Annotated in this window: 17 protein-coding genes and 3 rRNA genes; 4 read left to right on the top strand and 16 right to left on the bottom strand. The window is 49.1% G+C overall.

From position 1 onward, the window contains the following. Positions 1-175 precede the first annotated feature (175 nt). The 3 genes from ACOMG9_RS00100 to nudE all read right to left on the bottom strand — a co-directional run bounded on the left by ACOMG9_RS00100 (position 176) and on the right by nudE (position 3,043). Positions 176-1,279 carry a Fic family protein gene (locus ACOMG9_RS00100; protein WP_448215257.1) on the bottom strand — a complete coding sequence of 368 codons (1,104 nt, stop codon included), beginning with the start codon at positions 1,277-1,279 and terminating at the stop codon, positions 176-178. A gap of 350 nt (positions 1,280-1,629) precedes the next feature. Further along, a complete protein-coding gene (cysQ, locus tag ACOMG9_RS00095) occupies positions 1,630-2,478 on the bottom strand; it encodes a 3'(2'),5'-bisphosphate nucleotidase CysQ (protein ID WP_448215256.1) in 849 nt (282 codons plus the stop codon). Beyond that, complete coding sequence (nudE, locus tag ACOMG9_RS00090) at positions 2,471-3,043, bottom strand: ADP compounds hydrolase NudE (protein WP_448215255.1); 573 nt, start codon at positions 3,041-3,043, stop codon at positions 2,471-2,473. The genes cysQ and nudE overlap by 8 nt, the downstream gene beginning before the upstream one ends. Before the next feature lie 162 nt (positions 3,044-3,205). On the opposite strand from nudE, the gene yrfG reads away from it, so the two are divergent. Together yrfG and hslR are read left to right on the top strand one after the other, a co-directional pair. Beyond that, positions 3,206-3,859 carry a GMP/IMP nucleotidase gene (gene yrfG / locus ACOMG9_RS00085; protein WP_448215254.1) on the top strand — a complete coding sequence of 218 codons (654 nt, stop codon included), beginning with the start codon at positions 3,206-3,208 and terminating at the stop codon, positions 3,857-3,859. Positions 3,860-3,901: 42 nt separating this feature from the next. After that, positions 3,902-4,324 (top strand): ribosome-associated heat shock protein Hsp15, encoded by a 423-nt coding sequence (gene hslR, locus ACOMG9_RS00080; RefSeq protein WP_448215253.1) that lies wholly within the window; start codon positions 3,902-3,904, stop codon positions 4,322-4,324. A 2-nt stretch (positions 4,325-4,326) separates the two neighbouring features. On the opposite strand, the gene ACOMG9_RS00075 is transcribed toward hslR, so the two are convergent. The 3 genes from ACOMG9_RS00075 to ACOMG9_RS00065 form a co-directional block, all read right to left on the bottom strand. Further along, entirely contained in the window at positions 4,327-4,641 is a 315-nt protein-coding gene (locus ACOMG9_RS00075; RefSeq protein WP_448215252.1) for a Rieske (2Fe-2S) protein, read from the bottom strand. A gap of 141 nt (positions 4,642-4,782) precedes the next feature. Further along, complete coding sequence (locus tag ACOMG9_RS00070) at positions 4,783-5,796, bottom strand: autotransporter outer membrane beta-barrel domain-containing protein (protein WP_448215251.1); 1,014 nt, start codon at positions 5,794-5,796, stop codon at positions 4,783-4,785. A 166-nt stretch (positions 5,797-5,962) separates the two neighbouring features. Further along, a complete protein-coding gene (locus ACOMG9_RS00065; RefSeq protein WP_494529608.1) occupies positions 5,963-6,874 on the bottom strand; it encodes a proline iminopeptidase-family hydrolase in 912 nt (303 codons plus the stop codon). A gap of 839 nt (positions 6,875-7,713) precedes the next feature. Here ACOMG9_RS00065 and ACOMG9_RS00060 point away from each other — a divergent pair. Further along, positions 7,714-8,526 carry a hypothetical protein gene (locus ACOMG9_RS00060; RefSeq protein WP_448215249.1) on the top strand — a complete coding sequence of 271 codons (813 nt, stop codon included), beginning with the start codon at positions 7,714-7,716 and terminating at the stop codon, positions 8,524-8,526. Here ACOMG9_RS00060 and ACOMG9_RS00055 read toward each other — a convergent pair. Both ACOMG9_RS00055 and ACOMG9_RS00050 read right to left on the bottom strand, forming a co-directional pair. Next, positions 8,523-8,999, bottom strand: a complete 477-nt coding sequence (locus ACOMG9_RS00055) for a DUF29 domain-containing protein (RefSeq protein ID WP_448215248.1) — start codon at positions 8,997-8,999, stop codon at positions 8,523-8,525. The genes ACOMG9_RS00060 and ACOMG9_RS00055 overlap by 4 nt on opposite strands. A 39-nt stretch (positions 9,000-9,038) precedes the next feature. Beyond that, positions 9,039-9,218, bottom strand: a complete 180-nt coding sequence (locus ACOMG9_RS00050; RefSeq protein WP_422136286.1) for a type II toxin-antitoxin system RelB/DinJ family antitoxin — start codon at positions 9,216-9,218, stop codon at positions 9,039-9,041. 233 nt (positions 9,219-9,451) lie between these two features. Here ACOMG9_RS00050 and ispG point away from each other — a divergent pair, with 233 nt between their 5' ends. Further along, positions 9,452-10,687, top strand: a complete 1,236-nt coding sequence (gene ispG, locus ACOMG9_RS00045; protein ID WP_448215247.1) for a flavodoxin-dependent (E)-4-hydroxy-3-methylbut-2-enyl-diphosphate synthase — start codon at positions 9,452-9,454, stop codon at positions 10,685-10,687. Positions 10,688-10,747: 60 nt separating this feature from the next. Here ispG and ylqF read toward each other — a convergent pair whose 3' ends face one another. From ylqF to ACOMG9_RS00005, 8 genes are all read right to left on the bottom strand, one after another. Next, the gene (gene ylqF / locus ACOMG9_RS00040) at positions 10,748-11,611 is read right to left on the bottom strand and encodes a ribosome biogenesis GTPase YlqF (RefSeq protein ID WP_448215246.1); all 864 of its coding nucleotides are present in this window, start codon (positions 11,609-11,611) and stop codon (positions 10,748-10,750) included. Positions 11,612-11,662: 51 nt separating this feature from the next. Next, entirely contained in the window at positions 11,663-12,589 is a 927-nt protein-coding gene (locus ACOMG9_RS00035; RefSeq protein ID WP_422473279.1) for a 2-hydroxyacid dehydrogenase, read from the bottom strand. Positions 12,590-13,030: 441 nt separating this feature from the next. Further along, entirely contained in the window at positions 13,031-14,746 is a 1,716-nt protein-coding gene (gene tnpC, locus ACOMG9_RS00030) for an IS66 family transposase (RefSeq protein ID WP_448215655.1), read from the bottom strand. A gap of 36 nt (positions 14,747-14,782) precedes the next feature. Further along, positions 14,783-15,151 (bottom strand): IS66 family insertion sequence element accessory protein TnpB, encoded by a 369-nt coding sequence (gene tnpB / locus ACOMG9_RS00025; protein ID WP_448215654.1) that lies wholly within the window; start codon positions 15,149-15,151, stop codon positions 14,783-14,785. Then, positions 15,148-15,474, bottom strand: coding sequence for an IS66 family insertion sequence element accessory protein TnpA (tnpA, locus tag ACOMG9_RS00020; protein WP_448215653.1), 327 nt, complete (start codon positions 15,472-15,474; stop codon positions 15,148-15,150). The genes tnpB and tnpA overlap by 4 nt, the downstream gene beginning before the upstream one ends. Before the next feature lie 563 nt (positions 15,475-16,037). After that, positions 16,038-16,153: ribosomal RNA gene (rrf, locus tag ACOMG9_RS00015) — 5S ribosomal RNA — on the bottom strand. A 210-nt stretch (positions 16,154-16,363) separates the two neighbouring features. Continuing rightward, a 23S ribosomal RNA gene (locus tag ACOMG9_RS00010) occupies positions 16,364-19,456 on the bottom strand. A 374-nt stretch (positions 19,457-19,830) separates the two neighbouring features. After that, positions 19,831-20,913: ribosomal RNA gene (locus ACOMG9_RS00005) — 16S ribosomal RNA — on the bottom strand. Together the 16S, 23S and 5S rRNA genes form the textbook arrangement of a ribosomal RNA operon.

Raw genomic sequence — 20,913 nt, 5'->3', positions numbered from 1 at the left:
CCATGTGTTCCAGATCACCGACCATTTCTGAGTGCGGTCACCGACCACCAGGAAGTCGGAGTTGAGCAGTAAATCTCCGACGCCCTCCAGCGTTATATTTTGGATAGACACAGCATGACCAATATTTATTTTTCAGGCATTTTTTCCGGGTAAATTTAGTTTTTTATGGCAGTATTTAGTTTTTACCCTCACAGATATGGAGCAGTTCCGGGAATGCATAAATTGCAGGTCGGCGGCCAGATCCTTCCCTGAGCGTCACAATGGGACCATCCGGCACATGCAACTGGCGCAAAAGACCGTGCAGAGTAGGCTTACTGATACCAGACCGTTTAGCAAAATCGTTCACTTGAAAGATAGGTCTGTCAAAGAGTGTATCTACCAGTTGCATAGTGAACTTTGAGCCTGTCGTTTGTTGAACACTGACTTTAGTCTTCTCATATAACGACATGATCGTTTTTACTTTCTGAACGTTCTCTTTAGCCTGAATCAGTATGGCTTTGAGAAAAAATTCAATCCATCCTGTCCAGTCGCCTTCCTGGTAAATCCTCTTCAGCCGTTCGTAATATTCATCCCGGTGTGCTTCCAGATAACCTGAAAGATAAAACATAGGACTGGAGAGTCTCTGTTTACTGAATAAAAACAGCGGTATAACCAAACGACCAATACGACCATTGCCATCCTTGAATGGGTGTATCAGTTCAAATTGAGCATGAACAATGGCGGTCTGAGCCAATACATCAAAATCACTCTCGCCCAGATAATGATTCCAGGCTTCAAGATGATCCATCAGCTTTATGGGGTCCGGGGGAACAAAGGTTGCGGTCTCCAGGGTACATCCAGCTCGACCAATCCAATTCTGATCCTTTCGAAAAGCACCCGGTGCTTTGCCTTGCCCTCTTACACTGTCCAGTAGTAGCTGATGTAACTGTAGCAAGAGGTTTAAAGAGATAGTTCGCCCTTCAGCCAGGTACTCCTGAGCCAGCATCAATGCTGTTCGATAGTTCAGTATTTCCTGAATGTCTGTATTTTTTCTCTCGTCAAATTGAGCACCTGCTTCATGCTCAAGCACCTCTTCAACCGTGGCCTGGGTCCCTTCAATCCTCGATGATAACACCGCTTCCTGATTCATCAGGGGCGATAGCATGACCGCAGGATTAATGATTCCCTGCAGCAAACCACTGTATTCAGCGAGTGCCGCATTAGCTTCACCAACCAGCGTGATGAGACGGCTGAAATCAAGACCTTGAAGGGGAAGCGTATCAGGTATATACGGGGTCATGCCAAAACCTTATGTATTAAAAAAAAGAATATTTAATATATAAATCCTTTTGTGTCCGTCGTATCCAACACAAAATTTTTTATTAAAAATTGCAATATTTAATACACAATAACGGTAGCGTACTGAACCTGATACACAAATCAGATTTTGTATTAAATTAATTGATTTTTAATACAAAAAATACAAATCACTCGGCCACTTTATCTTTCCTAACAGATTAAGAGCGTCAACCAGCAAAGTCCACGCAGTTTCCAGACGGGGCTTCCATTACATTATCCAAACCTGCCTTCCAGTAGCACGCTCCTCCTGGGAATATTGCTCTGGCAGGGAGGTTTGGCTTATTCAGACTCCTAAAGACCAATTAATAACCGTGCATTCCAGATCTTCGACCAGTCCTGAGTTCGATCTCCCACCACCAGAAAATCGGAATTCAACAGACTCTCTTTGAAGTTGTAGGAAAACCGCTTGCCGTGAGGGTCCAGCAGTAAGCCTCCGGCACCTTCCAGTATCGCCTGAGCTGCTGCGGTATCCCACTCGGATGTCGGCCCCAGCCTTGGGTAGACGTCTGCCAGCCCTTCTGCGACATGGCAACTCTTGAGGGCACTGCCGACAGGCCTTACCTCCAGATTGGGATAGAGCGCTCTGAGTTTTTCAATAAATACAGCAGCTCTTTCGGTGCCATAACTGCGACTGCCCAGTGCCACAGTTTCCTTTCCTGGCTGAAAACTTCTTGGAGTAATACTGACCGCAGGCTGGTCCTCAGTTTGCTTGAAAGCCCCCAGGTCACTGCCACCCCAATAAATAGTATTCTCATCAGGGACGTGAACCACACCCAATACCGGGTAGCTTCGACCATCTTCTGACTTTTCCATCAAGGCGATATTCACAGTGAACTGGCCATTTCCATTGATAAACTCCTGGGTGCCATCCAGGGGGTCCACCAGCCAATAGCGTTCCCACTGGCAGCGTTCGGTAAAAGCGGTATGCTCCGACTCTTCTGATAAAATCGGGTATTGAACGTCCAGAGCCTTCAGGCCCCGCTCAATCACTTCGTTGGCTTTGAGATCTGCCACAGTAACCGGCGTTTTGTCAGATTTATGCTGAACACCCAGATCTTGCTGATGGTAAAGGGTCAGGATGGCCTCTCCGGCCTCTCGGGCAATCTGCTTTACGGACTCAATCAGCTTGTTGTCAAACATCAGGATTCTCCAGCCATCCGGCCTGAATTTTCTCTCTGACCAGAAACAGGGCAGCCAACGCCCTTGCTTCGGAAAAGTCCGGCCTTTCGTTCAGTTCCAGCAAGCGGTCAAAGGACCACTCAACCACTTCCAGGGGCTCTGGCTCATCCCCTTCGAGCTTTTCTTCATAAAGATCCCAGGCCACCATTGAGTGTATTCTGCTTTTCATGTAGTTGGGTGACTGGGTAAATGAACTCAGGTACTTCCATTGCCGGGCTCCATAACCGACTTCTTCCTTTAGCTCGCGGTTACCGCCTTGTTGCAGACTTTCTTCCGGCTCAACCAACCCCTTGGGCAGAGTCAACTGATAGTCTTCGGTACCACCGGCATACTCGCGGATCATCAGAAAACGATGATTATCCAGCAGCGGCACCACCATGACCGCCTGATGCCCTGTTCCAAAAGAACCCAATCGTTCATAGGTTCTTTCAACACCATTGGAGAATTTGAGATCCAGTTCTTCTACTCTGAACAGACGAGTGCGTGCAATTTCACGACATGCTTTGATGACCGGTTTTTCTGACATGATTCCCTGCCTCTTGTTCAGCCGTTATTATATGTGTCTAAGCCATTGCTTACATACGTCGATGGACACTTAATTCACTTAGCCTTGCGCCAATAATACAGCAAGATTGCCGTTCAGGGTCTGGATACGCCATTATGACAACAGAAGAATATCGAGGTGATTATGATTAACTGGAATACCATAGATACGGTTCTCCTCGATATGGATGGCACACTGTTGGATCTCCATTTTGATAACTACTTCTGGATGGAATATGTGCCTCAGAAATATGCCGAAAAACACAGCATTACTCTGCAGCAGTCGAAAGAAGAGTTGCATCCGAGGGTAGCCCAGACTTACGGCAAGTTGGAATGGTACTGCCTGGATTACTGGGCCAGAGAGCTGGACCTGGATATCATCGCTCTGAAGCAGGAGCTGGTTCATTTGATCAGCTTTAGACCCGGTGCCGACCGTTTCCTGCAAAATATCCGCGACCGGGGCAAGAAAGTGATCATGATCACCAATGCTCATCGGGACAGCCTGTCGCTGAAGTTGGAAAGACTCTCCATGGCCCACTACTTTGACAGATTGATCAGCTCCCATGATTACGGCTACCCCAAGGAAACCCAGGCATTCTGGCACAACCTTGAAGCCGATATAGGAACGGACAAGGAACGAGCCCTGTTTATTGATGACAGCCTGCCGGTCCTGGATTCTGCCAAAACCTATGGCATCGCCCATTTACTGGCTATCCGTTACCCAGACAGCAAACAGGGTGCTAAAGATACTGGTGAATATCAGGTTGTTGAAGATTTTCACGAGCTTATTCATCTTTGATTAGGCTTTGAAAACCAGTTTAATGACTTTTGAGAGTAATGAATGGCCAAGCAAAGTAGTGTTCACAACAAACAGTCGGACAAAGTACGCCTGGACAAGTGGCTCTGGGCTGCCCGCTTTTACAAGACCCGAAATATCGCCAAAGAAGCCATTGAAGGTGGCAAGGTGCACCTGAATGGCCAGCGCTGCAAACCCGGTAAAGAGCCCAAAGTAGGTGACCAGCTGAAACTGCGTACCGGCTGGGATGAAAGAGTAGTGATTGTTCGGGAACTCTCTGACAAACGTCAGAAAGCCGAGTTGGCACAACAACTCTACGAAGAGACTGCAGCCAGCATCCAGTCTCGTGAGGTGGCAGCAGAACAACGCAAGGCAATGCGCGGTGCCATGGCTCCCCGACCGGATCGCCGTCCGGATAAAAAACAGAGAAGGGATATTCTCAGGCAGAAATCCAACCTGGCCGATTAATGTCAGATCAGATAAACAATACCTTTTTCCACCTTTGAGAGAACCAGGGTCAGTTTGTCACCAAGGCATGGGCCTGCCACACACTCTCCTGACTCAATGAGAAACAGAGCCCCATGAGTAGCGCACTGGATCAGTCGCTTTTCTCTGTCCAGAAAGCGGTCTTGCTGCCATTCCAGATTAATACCGAGGTGTGGGCAACTGTTTTCGTAGACGAAGACCTCTTCATCTCGACGGACAACGAAAATAGAGCCTTTTTCGGTTTCGAAACCTTTACTTCCCGGGTTTTCAAGATCATCAACAGCGCAGAGTTCCAACAAGTTTCCAGTTCCTGAGTTTGATGGCTGCTCAGAAAATAGATTCTTCAAACAGCCATGAGCCGACAATGGCGCTCACTGCGCATCATCAAGGGAGATACGAAGCCTGAAAGAGCAGTATCGACCCATAATAATCGAGCTGATTTAAAACTCATAGCGCACTCTGGCTGAAAAACTGTCGGTGGTGTAGTGCTGACTCCAGTTATGGTCATATCCTGCTCTGAGTGTCCAGTGATGACCACTTTTGACGGCAAAAGCAAGACCTGCAGTGAGACGATAGGGGTCCCTGTCCTGCCCAGTCACTTTGAGAGTTGAGCCGTCAGCCAGGTAGGTCGCTTTGACTTCGCTTCCGGATGAAATAAAGTCGTAAAAGCCCATCAGTGTCAGCTCAGGTTTAAAGACGGTCTGACGTCCCCAAATGGCTCCGTTAAACTTGAATCCAGCACCCAGCTCAGCTGTGAGGTAGTCATCATTTTCAATTTTTCGCTCGAGCCCGGAGTTTCCCTTTTCAGAATAATCCTGGATCCGAAGCTGACCATAACTGAACAAAGCCCGAGGCACCAGACTCCAGCTACCCAGCTGCCAGGCGGTGCTACCAGTGACTCTGAGGCCCCACTGGTCAGCCTTGAAGTCGCCTTTCACTCTTTGGCCATTAACTGTTTTTTTACTGTCGTTGGAACCACTTCCCACAGATGCCATGGCATTCATGGACAGTCTTCGGTAATTCCAGCTGCCATAGAGCGAGGTCAGATAACTTTGTTGACGGGTACTGGCGCCATCATCCATATCAATAGAGGCTTTGGATAAGGTCATGGCAAACCCGAATCTGATATTACCTTCCAGCTCACCGTCCACTCCCAGCGTCATGCCTCCCACCTGATTCTTGAAGCCCATTTCCTGAGCAACAACCTCCTGTTCACCCTCGGTATAAAGAAGCTGACCCCAGGCTGCACCATCGACAAACTGGTCGCCATAACTAAAACCACGACGAATGCCTTGATTACGACTGAAAATGATATTGTGAACGTTATTGGTCAGAGTCAGCCCTGTTTTTTGAACTGCGGCCGAAGCCTCCGGTTGAATTTCATTAGCCTGGGCAGAAGCCACTACCGTGGCTAAAGCCGCAACGGGTAAAAAATAATTGCGCGAAATTTTCACAATCCTTGTGCCTTCCCTGTTCTCAGTGCTGATTCAAGCCATTAATGTAGGCAGGAGGTTGCCTGTTCTCGGTCAACCTCCGGACTTTTTCTGATATCTGCTATTGTCATCGGATCATTCAGACAATGTCTTAGTAAGAATCACTGAAGCCCATTCCATGCAGTGGTTATATTCTTCCGCTTTCTACATCTTTCAAAAAATCCACGAGCGCTTGCCGGTAATTTTCCGGATCATCCCACATAGAGCAATGACTGCCGTTATCACAGAGCACCAGCCTGCTGTGAGGCAGAATGGAAGCCATCTGCTTCTGATCGTCCGGCGCCGTAGTGTCGTAGCGTCCAGCCAGTAGCAGTGTTGCAACACGGATCCCGGCCAGATCATTCCAACGATCCCAGCCCAGCAGATTGCCGGTAAAAACAAACTCATTATTACCCTGCATAGTGTTGTAAACACTCAGATTCCTGTGATCAAAGGCCCTGTTCAGGGCTTCAGGCCAGCTCGGCAATCTGCAAATGTACTTGCGATAGAGATGTTCCATCAAAAGAGAAGGGTGCTCTTTATTGTCCAGATCGTTCGCTGCTTCGAATGGTTGTATTTGATCGACCACTTCCGGTGGCAACTGCTCCCGAAGGTGCTTGGTATGAGCCATATAGGAATGAATACTGCCGGTGATGCTGCCGAGAATCAGTCCTTTCAGATATTTTTGGTACCTAAGTGCATATTCAATTGCCCACAAGCCACCACAGCCGTGGCCAAAGAGGTAAAAATCCTCCAGGCCCAACGCCGTCCGAACCTGTTCAATCTCATCAATGAATCGTTCCAATTGCCAAAGTGATCCATCTTCAGGCTGATCTGAGCACCATGAACCCAGTTGATCATAAAAAATGACCTCCACTCCTTGAGGAGCAAGAAAATCTTCCAGACATTCCAGGTACTCATGGGAACACCCCGGCCCACCGTGCAGTGTCAGTAACCTTAATGGCCCAGAGCCCACCCGCTGAGTCCAGACCCGATAACCGTTATCCAGTGTCACCCACTGAACTCCCGGTGCGTTGTGCTTCTCTTGTTTGGTCATCATGCCAGTACACTGTTTAGACTTCGCAACGGATTCAGTGTAGGCAGTTTCTGTGGAAAAAGAGGCAATGCACTCATTTACCTACTATTATTTCCGAGCCATCGTTTAGCTAAATTATTTATCTTTCAACGGTTTGTCGATTTTATTGAAGACTCATGCCCTGATCCTGGTTCTCACCTTGCTGGCTTGCTCAAACCGAACCAGTGCATCCACAGCCTGCCAGAAAACTTTTGGGCCTGCTGGAGGCAATATATTGCTATCAGGAATAAGTGTTTCATCGGGAGACAACCTGTAGATCACAATCCCTTACAGCAGCCATCGTATTACTTTGCTAAATGACTCACAGGGGGTCGGTCCCAAACCAACTCAGCAGAGTATCTGAAAGAGAAACGGCTCAGTCGCTTTTCCCGTTAAAGTTCCCAATAGGCAGAAAGAGTCTGACAAGAGGGAGACTCAACGGGGTTCTGTGGAAAACTCTCTATGGAAGCTGTGGATAAATACAGTTGTCAGCAGCGATCAGTTTAAATAGACAAATTCCATAGTCGTCCAGAGGCCTTTATTTATGTGATGTTTTTTTGTCGCTTTCTTTAAGCTCACGGGAAAAAACCTGTGCATAAAAAGTGTATAACAGATTGTGCACCCTTCTTGAGCAAGGTCATCTCTTTTGCTGACTCGAAAAAGGCTGGCCTTTTTTTCAGAGTTCCGAGACACTTGAGTGACGAGTTCTGTCTGCACCGGCGAACAGACATAGGCCATGGCAAACCCATTACCGCAGTAAGAAAGCATTAAATCCGACAGCCCCCAGACCCGGATGGAATCATGAACCCCGGAAAAATATTCAAATGATTATCGAGGCGTTCACATGGGCCTTCTCAAGGGCAGTAAAAGGCGCACGACAGGCAGGACTTGTGCAAGAGGTTGCTGCGATTGCAGGGAAGTACCAACGTAACAAAAAAGCCTGGCAACCCCATTTGGAGCAAACCCGCGCTGCCATTAATGCCGCCATAAAGGAAGCTGATCCTGCTGAACCCATTCTGATTCTGGGCTCAGGACTGGGTCTCGATCTTCCGCTGCAAGCACTCAACGATCATCCGACCGGTGCCCTTTTGTTCGACGCCGTAAAGCCGCCGCAGCTTGCTGCCAAGCTGAAACAGTATCCAAATATTAAATTTGAACTAAGGGATGTCACCGGCCTTCTCGAGGAACTTTGTAGCAACTTCAGCAGCAAGAAGATTAGCCTGCCCACTTCTGCACCGCTGCCGCTCAAGGGTTTCAGCCTGGCAATTAGTGTGAATATGCTTTCACAGATTCCGTTATCATTCTCCAACAGCCCACCGGAAGGCGACGCGGAAATACGCATGATGACGGCTATCCAGAAAGCCCACATCATGACCTTAAAGGCGATGGCCTTCAACGTTCTCTTAATTTCTGATCATGAGCGTCATGAGAATAAAGACGGTGGCATTGAGGTTACCACGACCGTTGCGCCGCCCCTTTGGCCCTGTAAACCTGTGCATGAATGGGACTGGCATATTACACCATCAGGCGAAAGCAGAAACGGTCAGACCACAATCCTTAAGGTGGGTGTCTGGAAAATCCCTTCTGGAAAATCCCTGGCAAAGTTGCCGATGGCCTTTAATGAATCAACGGCTTAGGGCAGCCAGTCTTCTTCCATAATCTGATCAAACGTCCATGGACAAATCTCAGGAAAGCTGTGTTCATCAAGCTGCTGATGAGGCTGAACGTAGTCATTCATTGCTTTGATAGCCAAGACCTTGCCATCAACATAAGCTTCATCGAAAAGGCTTTTCACCTCACTCTGAAGATGAGGCCGTCTCTTTATAAGCTTATTAATCGCTAGCCTTGTTCTATCAATCGTTCCTTTCCAGTCTCTACAGTTATAAGGCTCAGGCATTACAGGATTCAAAACTCGAATCTGATAATCATATTTCAGTAAGTGGAGCAGGAGTGTCGTCAAACGAGATTCCAGGGTATCCAACTCACTGCTCATATCATGGATTTCCCCAATCAGGTTATCTACATCAAGCTGGTCAAATTGACGATTGGTCAGATACTCTTTCTGCTGCTCAACCCAGCGATAAAAATCACTCTCATATAGGTTTTTCATGAGATTGTCTCCAATCCGGCTTAGGCCCGAGAGTATAGTTTACGTTTTCTTTTTGTCAGGAATCACCACATCAAACGGCAGCCCCTTTCTCAGGGCAATCTGGCTGAAATAGAGATTAATAGCCTGGGAGGTCGTTAGTCCCAGTTTACGCAGCACTTGTTCCGCTTCTTCCTTTAACGCTTCGTCGATACGCGCTCTGACGGTGGTTTCTTTAGCCATAGTGGTATCTCCCGTGACATATTTCTGACTGGAATTCATGATTTCCTGTATGGTACATGAAACAGACGACCAACGGATGCGTTGTTCCTGCTACGCTTTTCCCGATAAGTGTTAAACTATCTAGATTGTTTGGCTGCCTGCACATTCGTTGTGAGCACTTTTACCTCACCTAGGGCACTTGCCAGTTTTTTTGTCGAAGCAACTCGATAACCTATTCCGGAGGAATCAATTTAATGGGCCGACGCCATAAAACCCACGCTGTTCAGGTTGGACACATTACCATCGGTGGCGATGCGCCTGTGGTCGTCCAATCCATGACGGATACGGATACTGCTGATGTCGAGCGTACGGTTGAGCAAATAAAGCTTCTGGCGGACGCTGGCTCTGAGATTGTCCGGGTGACGGTCAATACCGAAGAAGCGGCTGCTGCAGTTCCGGCCATCTATGAGAAGCTGAACCAGCAGGGCTATAACGTCCCTATTGTCGGCGACTTTCACTACAATGGTCATATTTTGCTGACCAAGTACGATGATACCGCCCGCCTGCTGCACAAATATCGCATTAATCCGGGCAATGTTGGCTTTGGCAACAAGAAAGACGATCGCTTCAACGCCATGATTGACGTAGCCATAAAGTACGACAAACCGATTCGTATCGGGGTGAACTGGGGCAGTCTGGATAAAGAGCTGTCGACTCGTTTAATGGATGAAAACGCACGTTCTGAAAACCCTAAATCCTCTCAGGAAGTTCTGCACGAAGCTCTGGTACTCTCTGCGTTGACCAGTGCCGATGCAGCCGTAGCAAGAGGGCTGGGGGCCAACAAAATTGTTATCTCCTGCAAGGTCTCCCGGGTACAGGACCTGATCAGTGTCTACGAAATGCTCTCAGAGCGTTGTGAATATGCACTCCACCTGGGTCTGACCGAAGCGGGTATGGGCAGCAAGGGGATTGTTTCGTCCAGTGTTGCCATGGGCGTATTGCTTCAGCAGGGCATTGGCAACACCATTCGTACCTCCCTGACTCCAGAGCCCAATGGCAGCCGTGATCGAGAGGTGATTGTTTCCCAACAGATATTACAGGCACTGGATGTCCGTAGCTTTTCTCCTGAGGTGACCGCCTGCCCCGGCTGCGGTCGAACCACCAGTACTTTCTTCAGGGTTCTGACGGATGAAGTCGACGCCTTTCTGCGTACCAAAATGGTGACCTGGCGTCACAAATTTGTGGGTGTGGAAGAAATGAAAGTAGCGGTTATGGGTTGTGTTGTTAACGGTCCCGGTGAGAGTAAACATGCCAACATCGGCATCAGTCTGCCCGGAACCGGTGAAGCACCTTCGGCACCTGTGTTTATCGACGGTCAAAAAGTAACTACGCTCAAGGGTGACAATATCACTGAAGAGTACAAGGAAATGATTGAAGAGTACGTCCACAAAACTTACTCACCCAGGGAATCACTAATTGCCACCCAGTAATCGCTCAATCAAATTCCTTAGAAGCCCGCTCAGCGGGCTTTTTTATGCTCCGGTACTTGATTACTCTGCTTCTTTTGGCTCAGGTTTTTCCTGATCAACCATCTCCGGTGTTTCCAGACTGATCCGTCCCAGGCCACCGCTGCGGAATTCATTCAGGAGAATCTCAGAGACCTTATGAAGATCAGCTATACCGCCTCTTCTCATGCAGTTTCTGCGGGCAGCAATCACATCCATCAGTTCGATATCACTGGAAGGCAACTCATTGATCTGAAAACGCTGCCTGAGAGCTTCCGGGTATGCTTTCAGAAAATATTCAGCGGCAAACAGGGCGATGTCTTCGTATTCCAGAACCGCATCTTTAATCGCTCCGGAAATGGCCAGTCGATATCCACAGGCTTCCGGCTCCAGCTTGGGCCAGAGGAATCCGGGCGTATCCAAAAGCATCATGCCATTGGGCAACTTGATGCGCTGCTGCTGTTTGGTCACTGCGGGGACATTTCCGGTTTCGGCAATAATACGGTTGGCAAGCGTGTTGATCATGGTGGATTTGCCGACATTGGGAATCCCCAGGATCATGGCTCTCATGCCTTTGATGTCGAGTTTGCGTTCTACCATGCTCTCGGCCAGCCTCAGAACACCGCGCACTTTTTCCGGCTGACTTTGGGTCAGGGCAATGGCCTTAACCCCTTCTTCTTTTTCCATCTCCCTGATCCACCGCTCAGTGACAGCAGGATCAGCCAGATCACTCTTGTTCAAGACCTTAATGTAGGGCGTTTTACCACGCAGGGAAGGCACCAGAGGGTTTCCGCTACTAAAAGGAATACGGGCATCCAGAACTTCGATGATCAGATCGACTTCCGGAACCACTTTCTTGATCTCCTTTCGAGCCTTGTGCATATGCCCGGGAAACCAGTTAATTGCCATAACAACACCTTTGTATACTGAAGGCCGGTATTCTATATGCTCCGGAGCAATCTAGTAACCCAGGCTTTTATCTATTGCTGGCGGCATTTCTCCCTGCTCAATAAGCGCTACGTCTGCAACAATCTGTTCCATCGCCCGCTCAATCGGAGTAGGAGCTGCAACATGAGGCGTAACAATAACCCGTCTGTTCTGCCAAAGGGGATGCTTGTTGTCCAGTGGCTCAACTTCAAACACATCCAGCACGGCGCCCCTCATGCGGCCTGTTTCCAGAAGATTTTGCAAAGCCTCTATCTCGATAACATCGCCCCGTCCTCCATTAATAAGAACACTGTCTTCAGGCAGCTTTTCCAAAGCCTTCTGATTCAACAACTTTTGGGTAGAAGGTGTTGAGGGCAAGAGATTGACCAGCACTCTGGAGTGTTTCAGAAGGTAGTCCAATCCTGCATCGCCTGATACAGCATTAACACCGTCGACCTGCTTTTCAGTTCGACTCCAGCCAATGACCGGGAATCCTGAATCGCTGACTGCCTTTGCCACTGCTTTACCAATAACACCAAGACCGAGAATGCCTACCGTCCATTCTGACTTTTTGCTTATTTTATGGGGCTGCCAATGACTATCTGGCTGTTGCTGCCTGTAATAATCAAAATCTCGATAGAAATGCAGCAGACCATATATCACATAATCCGACATGTATTCCTCCATGCCGACTCCTCTTAACTTGAAGACTGGAAGATCAGCAGGAAGGCTCTCAAGATTTACCAGTCCATCAACACCGACACCTTGGTTAAATACTGCTTTTAATTGGGTCTGTTGTTGAAAGAATTCGGCCGGAGGTTGCCAGATCACTGCATAATCCGCCAGCCAGTCGTGACACGCTTCTTCAACCCAATGACGTACGTCTGCATCAGGAAAAGCGTTCCTGACGGCTGAAGTCCAAAGTTCACTATTTTTCTTGTTATACACAATGATTTTCATCAACCTTAACTCCTTGGTAGATCATGAACTAATAATTAAAAATAACGCCCTGAGTCGCGACCAGAAAAAGCCTGACCACTGGGATGGATAATGCGGCCTTATTAACAGATATTGATTAAGAACAGTTAATGTCCTGCACTGCAATAATTTGAATACAGCTTTTCTATCATTGTGATAGTCATTGCCAATTTCCAATTTCATCTGCTTGCCTCTAACTTTTATTTTATACAACAAGAGGACAATTCCATGAATGTATCCAAACAGTTAGAAAATAAACAAGATAGTTTCGATGTTTCAGTTAAGCAATCCAAAAAGCAAAACGATTGCAATTTCAACGATGACTATTACGGAGACAGAGTCTGTCTTGCACCTTCTAACCAAAAGAAATAACAATGTAAGCGCCAAATAAACCAGCGTACTGGCTGCCGCCCCCAAGATTTCTTATTCTTTGCCTGTCTTAACATTCCAGGGGAGAAGCTGTTCCAGTTTCTCAACGGTATCGGCGTAAGGCAGCTCTTTTAAAATATGGTTCAGGTAATTGAAAGGCTCCAGACCATTCACCTTTGCGCTTTCAATCAGGCTGTATAAAAGGGCACTGGCTTGCGCCCCTTTTGGCGTGTCTGCAAACATCCAGTTCTTGCGGCCAATAGCGAAGGGGCGGATGGTGTTTTCCGCTGCGGCATTACTGATATCCAGGTGGCCGTTGTCACAGTAAACGACCAGTTTTGGCCATTGGTTCAATGCATAGCTCATGGCTTGGTGCGACAGGCTGCCCGGGTCTAGCCTGGTTATGTTTTTCTCCAGCCATACATGAAAGTCGTCCAGTAGTGGCTTACTCTTTTGCTGACGCAGGATGGCTTTTTCTGATGGAGGAAGATCTCCTATTTCTTTCTCAATGGCGTAAAGCTTACCGATTTTGCCTAAAGCGACATTCGCCTTGCTAACGCGGGTGTTTTTCACCTTTTTGCCCGGTTTGGCTTCGCCCTTCCTGGCATCCAGAAATTTCCTGCGAACGTGGTCGAAGCAACCCGCCTGGGTGATGCCTTCTTGTTTGCATACAGCGTCGTAACTGGCATACCCGTCAGTTTGCAGGTAACCGCTGAACCCTTCGAACAGACGCAGGGGAACCTCCTTGCCTCTTGAGGGATCGTATTCAAACACCACCGATGTTTGTCCGGGTGGCCCACCAAGGCTGACCCACATATATTTGTCAGAGTTGATGGACTTGCTGGTTTCCTTGATCACCTGAATTCGGGTTTCGTCAGCATGGATCACCGAACCGGTCTTTTGATGATCTCTCATCAAATTGATGAGTGGCCGCAGTTCTGTAGACAGCCGAATCAAAGAGTTGGCCATCGTCGTCCGGGTGACAGAGCCACCGTATCGCTTGAGGATATTCTCTTGCCTGTACAAAGGCAGTGCGTCGCAGTACTTGGAGACAATGATCCAGGCCAGTGTGCAAACAGAGAGTGAAGATTTGGGCAGTGGGTGTTTTGGCAGCTCTGCAACTTTAATGACCCGCTTCTCCTGTCCATGCTCATCGACTTCTGGAAAGACTGCTTTCTCTTGCAGAATTTCTTTCACCTGAACCTTGGTCGGAACGATATCAAGCTCTTCACGGACTTTGACAAAGAAGGTATCAATGGCTCCGGCTTTTTCTTCTTCACTGAGTTCAGAGCGTTCCTGCACTCTGGGCAGAGACTCTGAAAATGACTTGCGCCCTGTTTTCTTTTTGCGTGGTTTTGGAGGCTCTTGCTCTGGCTGACCTTCAGCTTCGTCTTGCTCTCCGGTGCAGCCTTCCAGCTCCACCTCGTTGAAAATGTCGACCTGGCTGTTGTTTTTTTCAGTGCTTCTTCCGTACAGGCGGGATCGGGAGAGCCTCAGGTACTCTTCCAGTTGCGCAATGCGTTTTTTTTGAGAATCGATGACCTCTGACTTCTTTTGAATAATGTCGTCTTTTTCAAGAAGGGCATTTTCTTTTTCAAGAAGGGCATTTTCTTTTTCAAGAAGGGCATTTTCTTTTTCAAGAATGACACTTTCCTGCGAATGGATCGCCTCAAACAAGGCGACCATTTCAGGGTTAGTCTCAGCCTGATGAAAGGGCAAATCCAGTGCGGATTTCGGCTGAAAAATCAGAGTGTCGGCGGTCGATTTCATGGTCGCTATTTTACCATAAAACCCTGAAAAACAGGACTAAAAACAGCTCTCATAATGCCTTTTTTTATGGGGTTGCATGGCATTGAGATTGTAGCCGTCCAGCAGCCAGTTTAATTGTTTCCCGGTTAATGTAACCAGCTCTTCGTCCGGTTTGGGCCAGTGGAATTTGTCCTCAGACAGGCTCTTGTAATAAAGCACAAAACCATTATCTTCCCAGAACAGGCACTTGATTTTATTACGCTGCCGGTTGGTAAACGCATATAAATAGCCGTCAAAGGGGTTGTGCCCCAGCTCTTGTTCAACCAACACAGCAAGCCCACGAAATGACTTGCGAAAGTCAATCGGCTCCCGGTAGAGAAACACCTTTGGTAATACCTCTGACGGTCGCATAACCGGGGTGTTCATAGCATATCCCTCACCAGTTGCTCACAAAGCGACAGGTTACTTTCATCAATACCGGACACTGTTACACCACTGGGTAGGGTGATGGAGAGTGGTGTTATCCGAGAAGGCGCACCAGGTTCTGGTTGGGGTGTTACCTGGACAAAGCCAGAGTTGTTCGGGGTCGGTTTTACGCTGGGGGTTGTGTCGAGTTTACGCTTCCAGTATCCGAATTTGGATACCCTTATACCATGCTGTTGGCACCACGCACTCTGAGTCAAACCTGAATCCCGCCACGACTGAACACGCTCTAGCCATTCACTGTCTGCGGGTAATTTCTTTGACATATTGGCCTCCTTATATCGGGAGGCTAATCATTTCAAATGGGGTTTTGATTCTGAAGGGCGTGGGTTTATTTGGCGTTTACATAACAATTTGCAGATTCGAGCATTAATAAATTCTTGATAGAATGCTGCAACTCTACAAAGTCGTTCTGGATGATCCTGTCAATTGCGAGTTCGGTTACCAAAATACAAAAACCCCAGCTGATCTCTCAACTGGGGTTTTGCTTTATTCAATGCCTGGCGATAATCAACTCTCACATGTGGAAGCCCCACACTACCAGAGGCTGTCGCAAAACTCTAACAACTCGTTCCCACGCTCTGCGTGGGAATGCATACCTCCCCTGAAAAGCGGACTCTGCAGCGCGAGATGGGTATGGGTTCTCACGCTGGAGCATGGGAACCAGAGTTTTGCGACAGCCTCACCATCGGTGGGGGCCGCCTAGGTGGGGGCCGCCCAGGTGGGGCCGCCCAGGCATGTTTCGTTTCACTTCTGTTCTGCCACATTCCTTTGCCCACAAAACAAAAACCCCGGTCAATCTCTCAACCGGGGTTCTGCTTTATTCAATGCCTGGCGATGACCTACTCTCACATGGGGAAGCCCCACACTACCATCGGCGATGTGTCGTTTCACTTCCGAGTTCGGGATGGGATCGGGTGGTTCCAACACTCTATGGTCACCAGGCAAAACTGGTCGAGCCGGTGGCTCTCGAGCTGGAAGCTTTAAGCTGAAGGCTTGAAGCTGTTTCTCGAAAACTAAGGCTCTGGAATCCAAATCTCTTTTAAGCTGTGTCGTCTATTCTTGCTCAACACTCTCGTTCACTGTGTACGGCTTCAAGCTTCCAGCTTCCAGCTTTTGCTGGCAGCTTCGCTGCGCAAATCGCTTTGGCGTTATATGGTCAAGCCTCTCGAGTCATTAGTACGGGTTAGCTCAACGCCTCACAACGCTTACACATCCCGCCTATCAACGTCGTAGTCTTCAACGTCTCTTATGGGCCTTGCGGCCAGGGAAGTCTCATCTTGAAGGGGGCTTCCCGCTTAGATGCTTTCAGCGGTTATCCCGTCCGAACTTAGCTACCGGGCAATGCGTCTGGCGACACAACCCGAACACCAGTGGTTCGTCCACTCCGGTCCTCTCGTACTAGGAGCAGCTCTCCTCAAACTTCCAACGTCCACGGCAGATAGGGACCGAACTGTCTCACGACGTTCTAAACCCAGCTCGCGTACCACTTTAAATGGCGAACAGCCATACCCTTGGGACCGGCTTCAGCCCCAGGATGTGATGAGCCGACATCGAGGTGCCAAACACCGCCGTCGATGTGAACTCTTGGGCGGTATCAGCCTGTTATCCCCGGAGTACCTTTTATCCGTTGAGCGATGGCCCTTCCATTCAGAACCACCGGATCACTATGACCTACTTTCGTACCTGCTCGAGATGTTCCTCTCGCAGTCAAGCTGGCTTGTACCATTACACTAACCGCACGATGTCCGACCGTGCTTAGCCAACCTTCGTGCTCCTCCGTTACTCTTTGGGAGGAGACCGCCCCAGTCAAACTACCCACCACACAATGTCCCCGATCCTGCTAAAGGACCTGGGTTAGAACCTCAATATTGCCAGGGTGGTATTTCAAGGTTGGCTCCATGCAGACTGGCGTCCACACTTCAAAGCCTCCCACCTATCCTACACAAGCAACATCAAGATCCACTGTGAAGCTGTAGTAAAGGTTCACGGGGTCTTTCCGTCTAGCCGCGGATACACTGCATCTTAACAGCGATTTCAATTTCACTGAGTCCTGGGTGGAGACAGCGTGGCCATCGTTACGCCATTCGTGCAGGTCGGAACTTACCCGACAAGGAATTTCGCTACCTTAGGACCGTTATAGTTACGGCCGCCGTTTACCGGGGCTTCGATCAACCGCTTCTCTTGCGATAACAGCATCAATTAACCTTCCGGCACCGGGCAGGCGTCACACCGTATACGTCCACTTACGTGTTAGCACAGTGCTGTGTTTTTAATAAACAGTCGCAGCCACCTGGTATCTTCGACCACCGCCAGCTTACGGAGCAAGTCCGGTCACCGGCAGCGGCGCACCTTCTCCCGAAGTTACGGTGCCATTTTGCCTAGTTCCTTCACCCAGGTTCTCTCAAGCGCCTTGGTATTCTCTACCTGACCACCTGTGTCGGTTTCGGGTACGGTCCCTTTTGACCTGATGCTTAGAAGGTTTTCCTGGAAGCCTGGCATCAACCACTTCCCCACCTTGGTGGGTTCGTCATCAGTTCTCGGCTTTGTGGACCCGGATTTGCCTGAGTCCACAGCCTACGACCTTAAACCCGGATAACCATCACCGGGCTGGCCTAGCCTTCTCCGTCACTCCATCGCAGTCAAAAGGGGTACAGGAATATTAACCTGTTTCCCATCGATTACGTCTTTCGACCTCACCTTAGGGGCCGACTCACCCTGCGCCGATTAGCGTTGCGCAGGAACCCTTGGTCTTCCGGCGAGGGAGCCTCTCACTCCCTTTATCGTTACTCATGTCAGCATTCGCACTTCTGATACCTCCAGCCCACCTCCCGGTTGACCTTCAACGGCTTACAGAACGCTCCTCTACCGGTTGCAGTGGTCAGTTTTCAGTGGTCGGTCATCAGTCTTCTCATACTGACAACTGACCACTGAAAACTGACCACTGAACCCCGTAGCTTCGGTGAATAGTTTGAGCCCCGTTACATCTTCCGCGCGAGCCGACTCGACCAGTGAGCTATTACGCTTTCTTTAAAGGGTGGCTGCTTCTAAGCCAACCTCCTGGCTGTCTGGGCCTTCTCACATCGTTTCCCACTTAACTATTACTTTGGGACCTTAGCTGACGGTCTGGGTTGTTTCCCTTTCCACGACGGACGTTAGCACCCGCCGTGTGTCTCCCGTGATTGCACTCATCGGTATTCGGAGTTTGCATGGGGTTGGTAAGCCGGGATGGCCCCCTAGCCCAAACAGTGCTCTACCCCCGATGGTGAGACACGAGGCGCTACCTAAATAGCTTTCGAGGAGAACCAGCTATCTCCGGGCTTGATTAGCCTTTCACTCCTATCCACAAGTCATCCCCTGGCTTTTCAACGACAGTGGGTTCGGTCCTCCAATCAGTGTTACCTGATCTTCAACCTGCTCATGGATAGATCGCCCGGTTTCGGGTCTATTCACTGCGACTGGACGCCCTGTTAAGACTCGCTTTCGCTACGGCTTCCCTATACGGTTAACCTTGCCACAGAAAATAAGTCGCTGACCCATTATACAAAAGGTACGCAGTCATCAGTGGCCAGTTGTCAGTTGTCGGTGGTCAGTTTTGTTCAGCGTCAATTTCAACACCTCTGCAAATCTGCCCGTATTTTCCAACTTGACGACCTGGTAATCAGTCATCTGCTGTCGCTTGCCTACTGGCAACTGACAACTGACAACTGACCACTGACTCCCACTGCTTGTACGTACACGGTTTCAGGTTCTGTTTCACTCCCCTCAACGGGGTTCTTTTCGCCTTTCCCTCACGGTACTGGTTCACTATCGGTCAGTCAGGAGTATTTAGCCTTGGAGGATGGTCCCCCCATGTTCAGACAACATTTCACGTGTGCCGTCCTACTCGATTTCACAATCACTGGCTTTTCGCGTACGGGGCTATCACCCACTATGGCCACACTTTCCAGAGTGTTCCGCTAAACCAAAAATTGCTTAAGGGCTACTCCCCGTTCGCTCGCCGCTACTGGGGGAATCTCGGTTGATTTCTTTTCCTCCGGGTACTTAGATGTTTCAGTTCCCCGGGTTCGCCTCCTAAACCCTATGTATTCAGGTTAAGGATACTCACTTGTGTGAGTGGGTTTCCCCATTCGGACATTCCTGGATCAACGCCTGTTTATCGGCTCCCCAAGACTTTTCGCAGATTACCACGTCCTTCATCGCCTCTGACTGCCAAGGCATCCACCGTGTACGCTTAGTCACTTGACCATATAACCCAAAGCGATCTCTTCGAGATCTCAGTTGTCAGTTGTCGGTGACCAGTGGTCAGTCGATTCGTGGCAACTGATGGTTATAGGCAATAACTACCTTAACGATCTTCAGTTCATCACTGGCCACTGTTAACTGACCACTGACAACTGAACGCCATACACATTAGCTATTACCTTTCGGTAAATAACTTGAGAGTGTCTCAGCAAGAATTTCATTAAAAGACCAGCGTCTTTTAAATCAACTCAGCTTAATTTAAGTTTGGATTCCACATTGTTAAAGAACAAAACTAACAACTGACAACTGGTCACTGACCACTGTCAACTGATAATCAAACAATTCGTGTGAACGCTTATGGAAGGTCGGTCGTCGTTTAAGGAGGTGATCCAGCCCCAGGTTCCCCTAGGGCTACCTTGTTACGACTTCACCCCAGTCATGAATCACTCCGTGGTAACCGCTCTCCCGAAGGTTAAGCTAGCTACTTCTGGAGCAACCCACTCCCATGGTGTGACGGGCGGTGTGTACAAGGCCCGGGAACGTATTCACCGTGACATTCTGATTCACGATTACTAGCGATTCCGACTTCATGGAGTCGAGTTGCAGACTCCAATCCGGACTACGATGCACTTTCTCAGATTAGCTCCACCTCGCGGCTTGGCAACCGTCTGTATGCACCATTGTAGCACGTGTGTAGCCCTGGCCGTAAGGGCCATGATGACTTGACGTCGTCCCCACCTTCCTCCGGTTTGTCACCGGCAGTCTCCCCAGAGTGCCCACCCGAAGTGCTGGTAACTGAGGATAAGGGTTGCGCTCGTTGCGGGACTTAACCCAACATCTCACGACACGAGCTGACGACAGCCATGCAGCACCTGTCACTGCGTTCCCGAAGGCACCCCTCTATCTCTAAAAGGTTCGCAGGATGTCAAGGCCAGGTAAGGTTCTTCGCGTTGCTTCGAATTAAACCACATGCTCCACCGCTTGTGCGGGCCCCCGTCAATTCATTTGAGTTTTAACCTTGCGGCCGTACTCCCCAGGCGGTCTACTTATCGCGTTAGCTGCGTCACCAGAAATGCAAGATCCCCGACGACTAGTAGACATCGTTTACGGCGTGGACTACCAGGGTATCTAATCCTGTTTGCTCCCCACGCTTTCGTACCTCAGCGTCAGTGTCAGACCAGAGTGTCGCCTTCGCCACTGGTGTTCCTTCCTATATCTACGCATTTCACCGCTACACAGGAAATTCCACACTCCTCTTCCGCACTCTAGCTTGCCAGTTTTGGGTGCCGTTCCCAGGTTGAGCCCGGGGCTTTCACATCCAACTTAACAAGCCGCCTACGCACGCTTTACGCCCAGTAATTCCGATTAACGCTCGCACCCTCCGTATTACCGCGGCTGCTGGCACGGAGTTAGCCGGTGCTTCTTCTGCGAGTAACGTCACAGATGCAGGGTATTAACCT

This window comes from Endozoicomonas sp. PH6C (assembly GCF_059322965.1).
The sequence above is the reverse complement of the archived record's forward strand: the minus strand, read 5'-3'. Positions and strand labels throughout refer to the sequence as shown.